The 15,867-nt window shown below is 48.6% G+C and carries 15 protein-coding genes; 12 read left to right on the top strand and 3 right to left on the bottom strand.

Annotation, left to right across the window (positions count from 1 at the left end; all coding sequences use genetic code 11):
- Positions 1 to 31 precede the first annotated feature (31 nt).
- Entirely contained in the window at positions 32 to 1,846 is a 1,815-nt protein-coding gene (locus ACN083_RS07235) for a proline--tRNA ligase (RefSeq protein ID WP_419102161.1), read from the top strand.
- 97 nt (positions 1,847 to 1,943) lie between these two features.
- On the opposite strand, the gene ACN083_RS07240 is transcribed toward ACN083_RS07235, so the two are convergent.
- The gene (locus ACN083_RS07240) at positions 1,944 to 2,795 is read right to left on the bottom strand and encodes a hypothetical protein (RefSeq protein ID WP_419102162.1); all 852 of its coding nucleotides are present in this window, start codon (positions 2,793 to 2,795) and stop codon (positions 1,944 to 1,946) included.
- A gap of 182 nt (positions 2,796 to 2,977) precedes the next feature.
- Here ACN083_RS07240 and rimP point away from each other — a divergent pair, with 182 nt between their 5' ends.
- From rimP to ACN083_RS07285, 9 genes are all read left to right on the top strand, one after another.
- Positions 2,978 to 3,568: a ribosome maturation factor RimP gene (gene rimP, locus ACN083_RS07245; RefSeq protein ID WP_419102163.1), complete on the top strand. Its 591-nt coding sequence runs from the start codon at positions 2,978 to 2,980 to the stop codon at positions 3,566 to 3,568.
- A gap of 138 nt (positions 3,569 to 3,706) precedes the next feature.
- On the top strand, positions 3,707 to 4,702 hold the full coding sequence (gene nusA / locus ACN083_RS07250; RefSeq protein ID WP_419102164.1) for a transcription termination factor NusA: 996 nt from the start codon (positions 3,707 to 3,709) through the stop codon (positions 4,700 to 4,702).
- Positions 4,703 to 4,875: 173 nt separating this feature from the next.
- On the top strand, positions 4,876 to 5,181 hold the full coding sequence (locus ACN083_RS07255) for a YlxR family protein (RefSeq protein ID WP_419102165.1): 306 nt from the start codon (positions 4,876 to 4,878) through the stop codon (positions 5,179 to 5,181).
- 199 nt (positions 5,182 to 5,380) lie between these two features.
- Complete coding sequence (gene infB / locus ACN083_RS07260) at positions 5,381 to 8,299, top strand: translation initiation factor IF-2 (RefSeq protein ID WP_419102166.1); 2,919 nt, start codon at positions 5,381 to 5,383, stop codon at positions 8,297 to 8,299.
- A gap of 188 nt (positions 8,300 to 8,487) precedes the next feature.
- A complete protein-coding gene (gene rbfA, locus ACN083_RS07265) occupies positions 8,488 to 8,931 on the top strand; it encodes a 30S ribosome-binding factor RbfA (RefSeq protein ID WP_419102167.1) in 444 nt (147 codons plus the stop codon).
- A gap of 3 nt (positions 8,932 to 8,934) precedes the next feature.
- On the top strand, positions 8,935 to 10,011 hold the full coding sequence (truB, locus tag ACN083_RS07270; protein WP_419102168.1) for a tRNA pseudouridine(55) synthase TruB: 1,077 nt from the start codon (positions 8,935 to 8,937) through the stop codon (positions 10,009 to 10,011).
- Complete coding sequence (locus ACN083_RS07275) at positions 10,008 to 10,382, top strand: hypothetical protein (protein ID WP_419102169.1); 375 nt, start codon at positions 10,008 to 10,010, stop codon at positions 10,380 to 10,382. Before truB ends, ACN083_RS07275 begins: the two co-directional genes overlap by 4 nt.
- Positions 10,383 to 10,491: 109 nt before the next feature.
- Positions 10,492 to 10,902 (top strand): hypothetical protein, encoded by a 411-nt coding sequence (locus ACN083_RS07280; RefSeq protein ID WP_419102170.1) that lies wholly within the window; start codon positions 10,492 to 10,494, stop codon positions 10,900 to 10,902.
- Between the two features lie 129 nt (positions 10,903 to 11,031).
- Complete coding sequence (locus tag ACN083_RS07285) at positions 11,032 to 12,000, top strand: bifunctional riboflavin kinase/FAD synthetase (RefSeq protein ID WP_419102171.1); 969 nt, start codon at positions 11,032 to 11,034, stop codon at positions 11,998 to 12,000.
- A gap of 76 nt (positions 12,001 to 12,076) precedes the next feature.
- Here ACN083_RS07285 and ACN083_RS07290 read toward each other — a convergent pair whose 3' ends face one another.
- Together ACN083_RS07290 and ACN083_RS07295 are read right to left on the bottom strand one after the other, a co-directional pair.
- Positions 12,077 to 12,904, bottom strand: a complete 828-nt coding sequence (locus ACN083_RS07290; protein WP_419102172.1) for an aldo/keto reductase — start codon at positions 12,902 to 12,904, stop codon at positions 12,077 to 12,079.
- A 19-nt stretch (positions 12,905 to 12,923) separates the two neighbouring features.
- Positions 12,924 to 13,673, bottom strand: a complete 750-nt coding sequence (locus ACN083_RS07295; RefSeq protein ID WP_419102173.1) for a 5'-methylthioadenosine/adenosylhomocysteine nucleosidase — start codon at positions 13,671 to 13,673, stop codon at positions 12,924 to 12,926.
- A gap of 215 nt (positions 13,674 to 13,888) precedes the next feature.
- Between ACN083_RS07295 and ACN083_RS07300 the strand changes: the two genes are divergently transcribed.
- On the top strand, positions 13,889 to 14,191 hold the full coding sequence (locus tag ACN083_RS07300) for a hypothetical protein (protein WP_419102174.1): 303 nt from the start codon (positions 13,889 to 13,891) through the stop codon (positions 14,189 to 14,191).
- Between the two features lie 149 nt (positions 14,192 to 14,340).
- On the top strand, positions 14,341 to 15,708 hold the full coding sequence (locus ACN083_RS07305; RefSeq protein ID WP_419102175.1) for an amino acid permease: 1,368 nt from the start codon (positions 14,341 to 14,343) through the stop codon (positions 15,706 to 15,708).
- Positions 15,709 to 15,867 lie beyond the last annotated feature (159 nt).

Raw genomic sequence — 15,867 nt, forward strand, 5'->3', positions numbered from 1 at the left:
GAGCACCCCACAATAAGAATGGATGATTTTGGTGGCTATTCGCCTTTCACAACTCTTTTTGCGCACCCTGCGCGATGACCCTTCCGATGCAGAAGTTATCAGCCATAAACTCTTAGTTCGTGCCGGATACATTCGCCGTGCCGCACCAGGTATCTACACTTGGTTACCATTAGGACTCTCGGTGCTCAACAAAGTGCAGAACATCGTCCGCGAAGAGATGAACGCTATTGGCGCCCAAGAAGTACACTTTCCCGCGCTGCTCCCACGTGAACCCTACGAAGCCACGAACCGTTGGGATGAATACGGAGATAACCTCTTCCGCCTCAAAGACCGCAAAGGCGCAGATATGCTCCTTGCCCCCACCCACGAGGAAATGTTCACGCTTCTCGTTAAAGACCTTTACACCTCGTATAAAGACCTCCCCGTCTACCTTTACCAAATCCAAACAAAATACCGTGATGAAGCACGCCCACGTGCTGGGCTCTTGCGCGGACGAGAATTCATCATGAAAGACTCCTACTCTTTCAACCTTGACGACAGCGGACTCGAAGAAGCCTATAACGCACACCGTAGCGCCTATCAGCGTATCTTTGAACGACTCGGACTAGAAATTGTGATCGTTCAAGCGCAATCTGGTGCTATGGGTGGTTCTCGTTCTGAAGAATTCCTGCACCCGACGCCTATCGGCGAAGATACCTTTGTGCGTTCTGCTGGTGGATATGCTGCGAACGTTGAAGCTGTCACTACCTACCCGCTAGAAACTGTAGATGCGAGTAACACACCAGCAGCAAGTGTTCGTAAAACGCCTCAGGCAACTACTATCGAATCTTTGGTGCAGGTATCAAACGAGCTTTATCCTCGTGAGAACTGCTCATGGGAGGCGAAAGATACCCTCAAAACACTGATTGTTGCGGTTATTTTGCCTGATGGAGAGCGTCGTCTGGCTGCTATCGGCATCCCCGGAGACCGTAACGTAGACCTTTCTCGTGTGGAGGTTAACATCGGTGCGCTACTAGGTGTTGGCGGCGAAGTTGAGGTAGAACCAGCAAACGAGAACGACCTCAAAGACTTCCCGCAACTGGTCAAAGGATATATCGGCCCAGGCGTATCACGAGAGCAACAACTCTTAGGTGAAGAATCTGCTACAGGTATTCCTTTCTATGTTGACCCACGTATCGTAGAAGGAAGCGCTTGGATTGCTGGCGCTAACCAAGCTGAACACCACGTGTATGACGCTGTTGTAGGCCGTGACTTCGTGGCAGACGCTACTATTGAAGCCTGCGAAGTCCGTGAAGGCGATATGGCCCCCGATGGCTCTGGTGAACTGTACACTGCTCGTGGTATTGAAATGGGACATATCTTCCAGCTAGGACGTAAATACGCTGAAGCACTTGAGCTCAAAGTCCTTGACCAGGACGGAAAGCTACAAACAGTTACGATGGGCTCCTACGGCGTAGGTGTTACTCGCGCGCTAGCTGCTATTGCTGAAAAAAATAATGATGAGAAGGGCCTTATCTGGCCCCGAAACATCGCACCAGCAGACGTGCATGTTGTGGCAACAGGCAAAGGTGAAGAAATCCTTGCTGGTGCTCAAAAACTTGTTGATGAGCTCGAAGCTGCAGGGATTGACGTGATTTTCGATGATCGTCCGAAGGTATCACCCGGCGTGAAATTTAAAGATTCTGAGCTGCTCGGTGTGCCAACAATTATTGTTGTTGGACGTGGCTACGCAGACGGAAAGATTGAAATTCGTGACCGCCGAACCGGATCATCTCGCGAAGTGAACCTTGATGAGGCCGTTGCACAAGTACAACAAGAAATAACGGCTGAAGAAGTATCTGCCTAAGAACAAACCATACGAAGCTGAGGGTGTCCGTACGATGTTTTCATCGGACGAACACCCTCAGCTATATACCTTGTCACGAAGTATCAGAAGAACTGAACTAGCCTTCTAAAAAGATACGGGTAGAAAGAACAAAAATTTGCGCATCACTTGGTACGTTGCGGTCGGCAACAACTGCTAAAGCATTCTTCTGTAAAACATCAGATTGTTCTTCTAAAAATGTGTACCCTTGTGCAACGTCAACCGGATAAGTAACCTGCTGTTCTGGTAACTGATACTGACACGATACTGCTTGAACAAGCTGGCGTTCAAAGAGTTGTGCTTGCTGCTGTGAACGCTCAATATCTGACACCTCTTGGGCAGAAAAGCTATCGACATCGGTTCTTGCCCCAATGACCTCACTGGCATAATGGTACGCATAGCTTGCTTGAAGAAGACGTGCAACGCTCTCAGGTGCTGGGGTACGCTCTGAAAGAGGACGGCAAGCAACTGTCTTTGGAGCTTTCACCTCAGAGAGCTTTATCTGATGTTCTTGAGCAAAATCTTGTAACTTCTGAACAAACTCTAACGGTTCAGAACGAACAAAATTTTGAGCTTCGGATTGTTGAGCTGCATTGATAAAAACCTCGTGATATAGCTTCTGTACAGAAGAATCAAAGGTCTTCTCCCACGAGGGAGAATCATCCTTGGGGTGGTCCTTGCTCGCTAGAATATTTGCCGAATGAGGTAACGAATCTAGTTGTTGTTGAACCAAAGATTTTAGCTCATCAGATACGGGAGTTTGCTGTGAAGCTAAAGAATCTTGTACCTCAATGAGAGCGCTAGATATGCGAGTGTACGGTGCTAAAGATTCTGCCTGATGACGCTCCTGAACTTGAGAGTATGCGCCAAGGGCTAGCACTATGACAAGAGAGCTACCTGTGAGCGCGCTTGCTAGAGTCGAAGATTTCATCGTGGTATAACCCTTTTCTTGTCATCAGCGGTGTTGAGAGTGTACGACCTGCCGAATCTACCTTCTCTTTTTACGTTAGCTCTCACACACCACCGTGTTAGGGGTGTTCTCATAGGAAAAGTGGTGCCATAGACGGTAGGCTTAACCGCTAGTTCGATTTAATCTGAAAAAGAAAGTAGCTGATGGTACAACCTTCTCAAAAGAATACTATGAATGCTAGAGAGCGTCGTGCAGCTGAACGTGCTTTAGCTCGAGTATCTGCACCCGAACAATACAGCGCCTTCCTCAACGTCGAGGACGTCAGAGAGAGCATTGAATCAGTAATTGCACAATTCGGTTGTGTGCTTGAGAGTCTTAAAGCTCAAGGTTCTGGCATGCACCGTACTCTAGAAGTTGTTGTTGACTACACCGAAGACCGCACTGATCTGCTCTCCCTCGACACCTTAGCTGAAATTTCTGGAGCTCTTTCTAACGCACTTGATGAAGCAGAAGACGGAAACGTCCCGTATGCTTTAGAAGTTTCTTCTCCTGGAGCTACACGTGCACTCACCGAAGTCCGACACTGGAAACGGGCACAGGGACGTCTACTAGACATCACTCTTGAATCAGGGGAACAATTTTTAGCTCGCTTAGACAACGTCGAAGAAGACGGCGCCATGATTCGTCGTAAAAAACAGACGAAAAAAGGTCAGAAAGAATCCTACAAAGAGAGCGAAAAACTTCTGTGGGAGGCAATTTCTGCCGCAAAAGTAGAAATTGAATTCAATCACTAGTGGGAAAATTCGCTAGAATCACTAAGTAGAGAAAACGTTAAACACGAAGGTTCATGCGGTATCTTCCGCCTGAATGTTAGAGAAGGCGGAGCCGGGGTACACGCGTGCCCCGGTCTGTTGTAGAAGGAAAGGCCTGCCATGGATATTGATTTGAGCATCCTGCGAAAGCTTGAAAAAGAAGGGGATATCGTCCTCGATGAGGTTATACCGATGATCGAGAACGCACTACTTTTGGCGTACCACAAACAGCCTGGAGCTATCCGCGAATCACGAGCAGAAATTGACCTCACCACAGGAACCGTCACTATCTGGGCACCAGAACTAGACGAAAACGACGAAAAAATTGGTGAATTCGACGACACCCCCAATAACTTTGGACGTATCGCTTCTTCAACAGCTCGACAAATTATTCAGCAACGTCTTCGTGACGCTCAAGACTCTCAAGTTCTCGGCGTTTTCCGTGACCGCGAAGGAGAGATTGTTTCTGGTATCGTGCAACAGGGCCCTAACCCTCGCATGGTTCATGTTGATTTGGGAGCTGTCGAAGCTGTCCTTCCCACTTCCGAGCAGGTTCCCGGCGAGCGCTACCCGCACGGTTTGCGTTTCCGCTCATATATCCTTGAAGCCCGCCGTGGGCCTAAAGGTCCTTCCATCGTACTTTCTCGAACACACCCCAACTTTGTGCGTGGACTTTTTGAACATGAAGTACCAGAAATTCAAGAAGGCCTCGTCGAAATCATGGAAGTAGCACGTGAAGCCGGCCATCGCACCAAGATTGCTGTGCGTGCTACCAAACCTGGCATTAACCCTAAAGGTTCTTGTATCGGTGAGATGGGCGCTCGTGTGCGCGCGGTGATGTCTGAACTTAACGACGAAAAAATTGATATCGTTGATTATTCTGAAGACCCCACAGAATTTATCTCTGCGGCTCTTTCACCGGCAAGAGTTAAACATGTAACGGTGATTGACCCTAAAACTTTCTCTGCTCGTGCGGTAGTGCCAGATGATCAGCTTTCTTTGGCTATTGGTAAAGAAGGTCAGAACGCTCGTCTTGCGGCGAAACTTACTGGTTGGCGTATCGATATTCTTTCTGAATCTCGTTACAATCAGGCCGTCGGAGAAGACGAAGAATAACACGCAGAATGCGAGTTAACTAACAAAGTTTCAGTTCTGTCGATGAAGAACGATAGACTGATAGTGGTGTTACGAAACGATGCACCATAGGTGTAGCCGTTTCTTGCGGGGCATTGACCCCAGAAGACGGCGTGAAATATCCGAATATAGTAAGAAGGGATGAGCTCATACTCATGAAACCCCAACGAACTTGTATCGGATGTCGTGAAGTAACAGCACAAGAAGAATTAGTCCGAGTTGCTTTAGAAAACGTCACGGCGGGGCAACCGCCTCGCGTGGTATGGGATATGCGACGACGACTACCCGGACGCGGAGCATGGCTACATCATAGCCATGAATGTTTGAATAAAGCTCAGAAAAAAGGAGCTTTCAATCGAGCGTTTCGCACACGGGTCAATGCCGTAGAACTCGTTGTCGAAACATCAACGTCAACGATGTTCTCCTCGGCTCGTCACCAGGCGAGTCGGGTGGCGAACTAATGTAAGTCAACTAGTTTGACGACTTCTTATTCGAAAGCGAGTCAGAAAACTGATGGAAACCTTATGAGTGCCGCACAATGAGTACTATTACGTGCTCTGTTACCGGCAAAATGATGGGTGGTTACAACCGTAATACACCCGTTTATCTCAAGTACTGAAGGTTCGCGCCGTCCTCGGCGTGAGCCAGGACAGGAGAAAAGTGGCTAAACCCCGCGTACACGAGATCGCGAAAGACCTCGGTATCACCTCTAAAGAAGCTGTCGCAAAGCTTCAAGAACTTGGCGAATTCGTCAAAAGTGCGTCTTCGACCGTTGAACCTCCCGTAGAGAAAAAACTACGTGCAGCGTTCCCCAAGAAAGAAAACTCTGCAGAAAAAGCTGAGAAAGCTCCGCAGAAGAGTTCTTCACCTAAAACAACAGGTGCAGCGAAGCCTGCACCTAAACCTTCTACCAGCTCAGCTGTTAAACCTGGACCTAAACCTCCAGCTAAAGCACCAGTTGCGGAAGCTAAAACTTCTCAGCCTTCACCTGCTGCTAAGCCTGCAGCGCAGCCAGAGAAACCTGCTCAGCCTAAGAACGCTGCCAAGCCCTCTGGCCCTCGCCCCGGCAACAACCCCTTCTCTACACAACAGGGAATGTCTCAGCCAACACCGACACCGGCAAATACGCCTAAACCCGGTGCGGTCTCCGCTAAGCCTGGGCCTAAACCTGGCCCTCGCCCCGGCAACAACCCCTTCTCTACACAACAGGGAATGGGCAAGAACTCTGAACGTGGTGGGCGTTCTGAACGTGGCGGTAATGCTTCTGCTCGTGGTGGACGTAACCAGCGTGGAGGACATAATGCCCCTCGCTCCGGTGGCGCAAACGCTGGAGCACGCCCCGGTGGTGGACGTAACCCACGTCCTGCCGGAAATGGTGCTCCTCGCCCCGCAGGCAACAATGCTCCTCGCTCCGGTGGCGCAAATACTCCTCGCCCAGCGGGTAATAACGCTCCTCGCCCCGCAGCAAATGCAGGTAGCGGCGCAAACCGCCCATCACCTAATATGATGCCAACAAAGATGACACCTGGTGCTAGCCCTCGTGGCGGCGGTGCCGGTGGTAACTCTCGCCGTGGCGGCAACTCCGGTGGCGGATTCAACCGCGGACCAGGACGTGGCGGACCCGGTGGTGGACGCGGAAATGCGCAGGGTGCTTTCGGCCGCGGAGGTGCCGGCTCTAAGCGCAAGAGCAAGAAGCGTGCACGCATCAATCGTGACATTGAAGAGGTTCTACTACCGCACTTGGCAGGTGTTCAGATTCCTCGCGGTGACGGAAACACTCTCGTTCGTCTTCGCCGTGGTGCATCTATTACCGATTTTGCTGAGAAAATTAACGCAAACCCTGCATCGTTGATTACCGTGCTATTCCGTCTTGGCGAAATGGCAACGCAAACTCAGTCATTGGACGAAGAAACCTTTGAACTGCTCGGCGCAGAACTCGGTTACGTTGTTAAAATCGTTTCCCCTGAAGACGAAGAACGCGAACTTTTCGAATCCTTCGACATCAACCTTGAAGCAGAAACCGCTGCAGAAGATGATGATGTTCTAGAAATTCGTCCTCCAGTGGTGACTGTTATGGGTCACGTCGATCATGGTAAAACCCGTTTGCTTGACGCTATCCGTAATACGAACGTGATTGAGGGAGAAGCCGGCGGTATTACCCAGCACATCGGCGCGTACCAGATTCACACGACTGTTGAAGGCGAAAAGCGAGCTATCACCTTTATTGATACTCCCGGCCACGAAGCGTTCACCGCAATGCGTGCCCGTGGTGCTAAAGTCACTGACATCGCAATTTTGGTGGTTGCAGCAGACGACGGCGTAATGCCTCAGACTGTTGAAGCTATCCGTCACGCACAGGCCGCTAAGGTACCTATGATTGTGGCTGTCAACAAGATCGATAAAGAGGGCGCTTCACCTGATAAGGTTCGTGGACAGCTTACTGAATACGACCTCATCCCTGAAGAATACGGTGGAGACACCATGTTCGTGGATGTCTCAGCACGCGATAACCTCAACATTGATGCGCTCTTGGAAGCTGTCTGCCTCACTGCAGACAACACCATGGTCCTTAAAGCGAACCCCCATAAAGAAGCTCGTGGCGTTGCGATTGAAGCAAACCTCGACAAGGGACGTGGCGCCGTGTCCACGGTACTGGTACAGTCCGGTACTTTGCATATTGGTGACGCGATTGTTGCCGGTGTGGCTTATGGTCGTGTCCGTGCAATGTTCGATGAGAACGGTCAAGCCCTTACAGAAGCTGGGCCTTCACGTCCAGTTCAGGTACTTGGTCTTTCTACCGTTCCTCGTGCAGGCGATACGTTTATCTCTACCGAAGAAGAACGTACTGCACGTCAAATTGCTGAAAAGCGTGAAGCTGCAGACCGTAACGCACAGCTTGCTAGCCGTCGTAAACGCGTCACCTTGGAATCCTTCGATGACGCAGTTGCTGAAGGCAAGATGGACACCTTGAACCTCATCATCAAGGGTGACGTCTCAGGCGCTGTTGAAGCTCTTGAAGAGTCCTTGATGAAGATTGAAGCTGGTGGAGACGAAGTTCAGCTCCGTATCATTCACCGTGGCGTTGGTGCTATCACTCAAAATGACGTGAACCTTGCAACCGTTGATAACGCTGTGATTATTGGTTTCAACGTTCGTCCGGCAGAGCGTGTGGCAGAACTGGCAGAACGCGAAGGCGTAGAAATGAAGTTCTACTCCGTGATTTACCGTGCCATTGAAGAAATTGAGCTTGCTGTCAAGGGTATGCTCAAGCCTGAATACGAAGAAGTGGAGCTTGGTTCTGCTGAGATTCGCGAAGTATTCCGTTCTTCCAAGTGGGGTAACATTGCTGGTTCTATCGTCAAAGACGGAATCATCAAGCGTAACGCTAAGGCTCGTCTGGTTCGTGACGGCTCCGTTGTTGCAGATAACCTCAACATTGAGTCCTTGCGACGATTCAAGGATGACGCTACTGAAGTTCGTGAAGGCTACGAGTGCGGTATCGGACTTGGCTCCTTCAACGACATTCATGAAGGCGACATCATTGAGACGTGGGAGCTACGAGAAAAGCCACGCGTCTAAAGAATATATGACGCTAGGGTGAACACTACGCTAGATAGATGTGGTGATTCACTCCGCTAATCTATCAAGGGTGAGAGTGCAGGGGAGTCTGCGCTCTCACCCTTGATAAGTTTTTGAGTGCATTGACCTTTAACCGGTAGACTGACATAAGAACCGGTATATTAAAACTATTTTTCAAGGAGAGACTGATGGCTGATGCAGCTCGCGCCGCACGCTTGGCAGACCGTATCAAAGTGATTGTGGCTCAGGCGCTAGAACGTCGTATTAAAGACCCTCGTCTAGGATTTGTGACGGTAACAGACGCTCGCGTTACCAACGATTTGCAACACGCAACCGTGTACTACACCGTATATGGCACACCTGAAGAACAAGAATCAACAAAAGCGGCTTTAGAATCAGCCCGCGGAATTTTACGTTCTGAGGTGGGTAAGAACATTACTGCTCGTCTGACCCCAACATTAACTTTTGTTCCTGACGAGGTACCGGTGAACGCTTCTCATATTGAAGAGCTTCTACGTCAAGCACGCAGTCGTGATGAGGCTTTAGCGCAAGAATCTGCTCAGGCTCAGTACGCAGGTGAAGCTGACCCTTATAAGAAACCTGCTGAAGATACCGAAGACGAAGAAGCATAACCGGTGGCACGCCGAGCACCTAACGGGCCTTCAGGAATCGTTGTTATTGATAAACCTGCAGGTCTAACAAGTCATGATGTCGTGGGGAAAGTGCGCCGTTTAGCGCATACTCGACGGGTTGGACACGCCGGAACTTTAGATCCTATGGCAACAGGCGTTCTCATCGTAGGCGTCAATAAGGCTACTAAGCTATTGACGTGGATTACGGGGGAGTCAAAGAGCTATACGGCTACCATCCGTTTGGGCGGTACTACTCATAGCGACGATTTTGATGGACAGCTGCGTTGGTTATGTTCTTCGGAGCATCTGAAAATAATACGTGACGAAGATATTATTCAACAGGTGCAGAAACTAACCGGAGATATTGTTCAAGTACCGTCATCGGTCTCTGCCATTAAGGTCGATGGTGTGCGTTCTTATGCTCGCGTTCATCAAGGAGAAGACGTCAAGCTTGCTGGACGTGCCGTACACGTGGCAGAGTTTAAGGTGCTTGATGTGTCTCGCCGGATGGTAAAAGTTGCAGATTTTGCTCGTGAGCTATCGGAAGAGCTCGTATCAGAATATACTCCTGAGACGATGGCTCCAGTCATCGATGTGCAGGTTGAAGTTTCTGTCTCTTCTGGTACGTATGTGCGTGCTTTAGCCCGTGATTTAGGGCAGAGCCTTGGCACCGGAGGATATTTAACTCAGCTGCGTCGTACACGTATTGGTACTGTGAACTTAGAACACTCGGTTTCTTTAGAGGAATTAGCTGAGCAAGAAGAGACGAACGGTCAGATTCGTCTGATTTCTTTAGAAGACTCTGTTCGAGCTATTTTTCCTTCTCGTACTCTTCTGGCAGAGGAAGCGACGGATATTTCTTTTGGACGTGCTATTAAGGCTGCCTCTGAAGACGTCGCTTTATACGTTGCTCCTGAAGAACCGAATAATCATCCGCCGGTTGAGGGTGTCGAAGCTGTTTTTGCTCCTGACGGTACCTTGGTGGCGTTGGTAAAAAACCAGAAGAAGCGTGGAAAGGTCTTGAGCTTTCCATTATTGGTGTGGGAATCAGGAAAAATATTTGAGGATCAAAACGCATGATGTTCGCTGGTTTAGATGTATGGTTTTGGGGGACCGCACTATTAGGTGGAGTATCTTCTCTTATCTGTTGTTGGCAGTTTCTTCGAGGACGGGTTCCTGATGATTGGTCTCAAGGTTCTGTTCTGATTCTTGAATTATGGCTGGTGATATATCTCATCGGTTCGGTAATCATGCAGATAACTACCGATGGTCCTAGCGGAGACTGGTTAGAATACTATGGTTATCTCATCACTGCGATGCTTATTCCTGCCGGAACTTTTTTCTGGTCGCTTTCAGAACGTACTCGTTGGTCTACCTTAGTGTTGGCTTTAGCTGGTGTTGTTTTGATTGTGATGGTGCATCGGATGAATATGCTCTGGTATTACTATTAGAGCTCAACTTTTCCGGTCTATGATGTAGGACGGATAAGAGGCCGCATTATCATGCGCTTGGACATGGTGCGCGGGTTATTTTCCGAACGTTAGAAGAGAAAAAGAGAACATGTCTAATCTCACCGCAACAAAGTCTCGTGGTTTTGGCAGACTGCTCATTGTTATTTATTGGGTGTTTTCGTTGTCTGCGACTGCTCGAGCTGGGTATCAACTGATTCGTAAGTTTGACCAAGCTCCAGTGTCTATTACGCTTTCTGCAATCTCTGCGGTGGTTTATATTGTGGCAACAATTTGTCTTGCTCGAAAAGATGCGACCTCTTGGAAGCTTGCTGTTGGTGCGGTAAGTTTTGAACTAGTAGGGGTAATATCGGTCAGTGCGCTGTCGTATTTGCGTCCTGATTTGTTTCCTTTAGCGAGTGTATGGTCTCACTTTGGTCAAGGGTATGGGTACATTCCTTTGGTGTTGCCTATTGTTGGGCTGTGGTGGCTGATGCGTACTCGGAAGCTTTCTACACCTTAATGGTGCATGCTATACCAGCTCGTAAGCTCTGAAACTTTTCTGTGAGTGTGTCCCGAATCTTGATGTGTTCTTGTGGTACGGGGTTCATTGCGTAGGATAGAAGTAAGAGAACCAAACTCAAGGAGAACTGTGGACGTCTACCGTCATCTCAACGATATGCCTGCACAAGGGGCACCCTCTGTGGTGACTTTAGGGAACTTTGACGGTGTACATACCGGTCATATTGCTGTACTGAAAACTGTTGTTGATTATGCTCAGCAACATGGTTTACGGTCGGTTGCGATTTCTTTTGATCCGCATCCTGCGCGGGTTCATCGTCCAGAGGTTTCTTTGGAAGAGATTATGGGGCAAGACGATCGCCAGATTTTCTTGGAAGAAGTAGGTATTGAGCATTATCTTCTGATGGAATACACTCATGATTTTTCTCTTCAAAGTCCTGAAGAGTTTGTTGAGTCTACTTTTGTTCATTCCCTCAACGCTAAATATGTGGTGATCGGTGAAGACGTGCGTTTTGGCCGGAATAATAGTGGCGATTTAGCTACGATGCGCCAGCTTGGGCAACGTTATGGTTTTGAGGTCGTAACTGTCGCAGATCTTAAGACAGATGATGGGGAGCGGGTCTCTTCTACTCGTATTCGTGAGCTGTTAGCTCACGGTAAGGTCCATCAGGCTGCCAAACTTTTGGGCCGTCCACATCGTATGCGTGGAGAGATTGTTCATGGTGCTGCTCGTGGCCGTTTATTAGGTTTTCCAACCGCAAATATGTCTGCTGATGCTGAGGGCTTCATCCCTGCTGATGGTGTCTATGCAGGATGGTTAATCGATGAGGCGGGGACACGTCACCCTGTGGCAACGTCGGTTGGAACGAACCCTACTTTTGAAGGTATTACTCGTCGTCAAGTTGAGGCGCATGTTTTGGGCCGCCCCGAAGAACCTATTGAAGATTTTAACCTTTACGGACAGCACGTTGTTCTAGAATTTACAGAGCATCTTCGGGATATGGTTGCCTATACTGGAGTCGACGCTCTGATTGAGCAGATTTCTCAAGATGTTATTGACGCTCAACGCGTGTTATTTGAAGAAGAGGTATCATCTTAGAATTGGCGTAGAAATAACAAGGTGGGGTGTGAACCGTTAACGGTTCACACCCCACCTTGTTGTGGGATAGAGTCTTTTACATTTCTTCGTGTTCTAGGGGGTTGTACCCTTTGCATGGAGCGACTTTATCGTATTCGGTAATACGTTTCATCTGTTCAGGGTTGAGTTCCCACGTGAAGACGTCGATATTTTCTTCCATACGTTGTAAGTTAGCGCTCTTTGGAATGGGAACCATTTGCTGTTGTACTGCCCAACGGAGCGCAACCTGTGCTGGGGTGACTCCAAGTTGCTGTGCAATATCGGCAAATACTGCATCATTTTTGAGGGTTTTCATACGGCCTAATGGTGACCAGCATTGGGTAATAATTGCATTTTGTGCGTTGTATTGTGTGAGTTCTTCTTGACGGTAGAAGGGGCTCAGCTCAATTTGGTTGACGGCGGGGGTGACACCGCTGTCTGCAACGATACGGTCAATATGTTCTGGGAGAAAGTTTGAGACTCCGATAGAACGGATTTTTCCTTCTTCTTGCATACGGACCAGTGCTTTCCACGTGGGTACGTAGAGATTTTGAGAAGGGTTAGGCCAGTGGATGAGACACAAATCAAGATAATCGACGTTGAGACGTTCTAAAGACTTGTGAACTGAATTGATAGTGGTGTCAAAGCCGTGGTCACGACCTGGTATTTTGGTGGTGACGAAAAGCTCTTCTCGCTCAACTCCGCATCGTTGAATGGCTTGTCCTACACCGTGTTCGTTGCGGTAATTTTGTGCGGTGTCGATGAGCCTGTATCCTCGTCGGATTGCTTCTGCTACGGCGACTTCTGCTTGGACGTCATCCATACCGTAGGTGCCTAAGCCGATGGGTGGAATGGTGTTTCCATCACGCATAATGTGGTCTTGCATTTTAACCTTCCCCTGACAGTTATTTCTTTATTTTTTCTATCATATGGAGGATGTATTGCGCTGAACGCGGTGCAACGATATCCATTGAAAGATGAAAATCTTGGTCTGCTGCTGGCCCGCAAAGGTCTGAGACACATCGTATTGCGATAAATGGTACGCGATGGCTGTAGCATACTTGGGCGATTGCGGTGGTTTCCATATCCGTAGAAAGAGCAGAGGGGAAGACTTCTCGTGTGTCTTTGACGTTATGTGTGGTGACGAAAGAACCGCCAGCTAACATTAATCCAATTTTGACCGGGTGGGTGCTTTCTGTTTCTATAGTGCGTGTATTCTCTAGGAGTTCGGTGTTGCTGTCGTAGTATGTTGGCATGCTGGGTACTTGTCCGCGTTCATATCCGAATGCGGTAGCGTCTGCATCGGTGTAGGTGTATTGTGTGCCGATGATGATGTCCCCAACGTTAACGTTTTGGTGGAGTCCTCCGGCTGTTCCACCGCATAGGATGGCGCTGGGATGTTTAATCTGTGAGAGGGCGAAACTGGTCGCGCTGGCGGCATTGACTAACCCGATTTTTGAGCGCACAAGCAAGATCGGATGTGCTGTTTCTTGGTGCATATGGTATCGAGGGAAGAATTTTGCTTCTCCGATGGTGTAGCTGGGTGCTGCTTCTATTGTCTTCTCGAGAAGTGGTGCGGCTTCTTCATCCATGGCTACTTGGACGATGACAGCGTGCGAGAATGCTTCTGGTAGGTCAGGTGTTGTATGTTCCATATTCCTTATTCTCTCTTACCTCTATGTTTTTAGCTACTGGGGCAGAATAAAACGGAGTGTTGGCAGGGGGAGTATCTGTGTGGTGGATGAGGTATGGGAGATTCTTCGGGTTTTACTCTGGTGTTTCTCAGGCGTGAACCATAGACTACAGGAGATTACTTTTGCAGGTTAGTGCAAGAAAATTGTGCTGATTGTAATTTTCTAAGGAGAATAATATGAGTGTGATGGTTCCTACTATTGCTAGCGCTACTGGTTTGATGGGCGGTTATAAGATCGCTCGTGTTACTGGTGTTCGTGCTCTTGGCGGTGTTTTGCTTGCTGCCGGTGGCGCTGTTGCGTATTCGGGGTGGAAGAAGAATGCGGGGACTCCTACGGCTCTTGCTTTGACCGGTGTGTATCTTGGGAGTTTTGGTTATTCTCATGTTCTTGCTCATAAGATTGGGGCGTGGCCTTCGGTGTGTGCGGTGACTGGTGCTACGGCTATTGCTTCTATAGTGTTTGGTCGAGAATCTCGTTAACCGTTGATGGGTTTATGACGGTAGTTGTCAAAGTTTTGTGAGTTTTAGTGTTTCTTATATCTCATCTATAGGAATAAGCACGCGTTATTTTGTGTACTGATGTAACAATGAGGGGTCAGATTGATTCCCCAATGATTCAGGAATAGCTCATGAACACTACCGTCTCTCCCTCCACCTCGGATACTCCCTCCACCCTGAGACGAGGTTTATCTCTTCGTCATATCCTTTTTATTGCTCTTGGTTCAGCCATCGGAACCGGACTTTTCTATGGTTCCGCATCCGCCATTTCTCTAGCTGGACCTTCAGTGCTCTTGGCATATATCGTCGGTGGCGCCGCTGTTTTCATGGTCATGCGCGCCATGGGGCAAATGGCTCTAGCCCACCCCGTCTCAGGTGCCTTTTCTGAATATGCCACCCGATACCTCGGACCATGGGCAGGATTCACCACCGGATGGACATACGCCTTCGAAATGGCACTCGTTGCCATTGCTGACGTTACAGCCTTCGCCGTGTATATGCAGTTCTGGTTTCCTTCCTCTCCGGCATGGGTCTGGATCGGCGTAGTTTTACTGTTGATTATGGCTATTAATCTTGTTCAGATTAAAGCTTTTGGCGAAAGTGAATTTTGGTTCACCACAATTAAAGTCGCTGCAATCATTGCCATGATTATCGGCGGCATTATTCTTATGCTGATTGGAACTCAATCTGTTGCTGGAAACACCGCCTCCATCACAAATCTTTGGAGCAACGGCGGATTCTTCCCTCACGGTATATCTGGTTTTATCGCCTGCTTTACCGTCGTTATGTTTGCTTTTGGCGGCATCGAAACTATCGGTATTGCTGCTGGAGAAGCTGAAAATCCTAAAGTATCTATTCCTAAAGCCGTCAACACCACACCCGTACGTATCCTACTGTTCTACGTTTTAGCGTTGACAGTCATTATGTCTCTTATCCCTTGGAACCAGATTCAAGGACAGAGCTCTCCATTCGTGCAAATCTTTAGCGCTTTAGGTATCCCAGCAGCTGCTCACATCCTGAACTTTGTGGTTCTTACCGCCGCGGTTTCGGCTATTAACGCTGACGTATATGGTGCTGGGCGTATGCTGTATGGTCTTGCACAACAGAAAATGGCACCTGATGCATTTACTCGTACCGCAAAAAATGGAGTTCCCTACATGACTGTTGTCTGTACCGGCTTAGTCCTGATTGCGGGGGTTTTCGTTAACGTCTTCTTTGAAAATGCGTTCTTAGTGGTTGCTTCTCTTGCAACTTTTGCAACGGTCATGGTCTGGGTCATGATTCTTCTATCCCATATTGCCTTCGTCCGAAAAAACAACCACAGTGCATCTCCTCTCGGTTCCTATGTGGCATTGGCTTTCATGGCCTTTATCGTGTTGCAATTTGCGTTCTTTGCGGATACTCGTTTAGCGCTGATAGTCGGTGCTATCTGGTGTGTGTTCCTCGGCGCTTTTTATGTAACTTTTGTCAAAAAGAATCAAGGAAGTTCGCTCCTGTAGTTCTCCTAGCGTTTTCTTTCAGGTAGAGTAAGAGAGATATGAGACTGCAGTCCGTGGTTGTCTCATAGTGTTCTTATTGCTTCTCAGCTTTTAGCGTTGCTAAATCTGAGGCGTAATATAACGAATCCCCGACAACAAAAATGTTGTTCGGGCCGTACA

The sequence above is a fragment of the Rothia sp. CCM 9418 genome, assembly GCF_048512825.1.
In the GTDB taxonomy this organism is placed as follows: Bacteria; Actinomycetota; Actinomycetes; order Actinomycetales; family Micrococcaceae; genus Rothia.

What these genes read in the sequence shown, in the direction of transcription:
- ACN083_RS07240 (WP_419102162.1), bottom strand. Translation starts at nt 2,795, where the DNA reads ATGAAATCTTCGACTCTAGCAAGCGCGCTCACAGGTAGCTCTCTTGTC.
- rimP (WP_419102163.1), top strand. Translation starts at nt 2,978, where the DNA reads ATGGTACAACCTTCTCAAAAGAATACTATGAATGCTAGAGAGCGTCGT.
- nusA (WP_419102164.1), top strand. Translation starts at nt 3,707, where the DNA reads ATGGATATTGATTTGAGCATCCTGCGAAAGCTTGAAAAAGAAGGGGAT.
- ACN083_RS07255 (WP_419102165.1), top strand. Translation starts at nt 4,876, where the DNA reads ATGAAACCCCAACGAACTTGTATCGGATGTCGTGAAGTAACAGCACAA.
- rbfA (WP_419102167.1), top strand. Translation starts at nt 8,488, where the DNA reads ATGGCTGATGCAGCTCGCGCCGCACGCTTGGCAGACCGTATCAAAGTG.
- ACN083_RS07275 (WP_419102169.1), top strand. Translation starts at nt 10,008, where the DNA reads ATGATGTTCGCTGGTTTAGATGTATGGTTTTGGGGGACCGCACTATTA.
- ACN083_RS07280 (WP_419102170.1), top strand. Translation starts at nt 10,492, where the DNA reads ATGTCTAATCTCACCGCAACAAAGTCTCGTGGTTTTGGCAGACTGCTC.
- ACN083_RS07290 (WP_419102172.1), bottom strand. Translation starts at nt 12,904, where the DNA reads ATGCAAGACCACATTATGCGTGATGGAAACACCATTCCACCCATCGGC.
- ACN083_RS07295 (WP_419102173.1), bottom strand. Translation starts at nt 13,673, where the DNA reads ATGGAACATACAACACCTGACCTACCAGAAGCATTCTCGCACGCTGTC.
- ACN083_RS07300 (WP_419102174.1), top strand. Translation starts at nt 13,889, where the DNA reads ATGAGTGTGATGGTTCCTACTATTGCTAGCGCTACTGGTTTGATGGGC.
- ACN083_RS07305 (WP_419102175.1), top strand. Translation starts at nt 14,341, where the DNA reads ATGAACACTACCGTCTCTCCCTCCACCTCGGATACTCCCTCCACCCTG.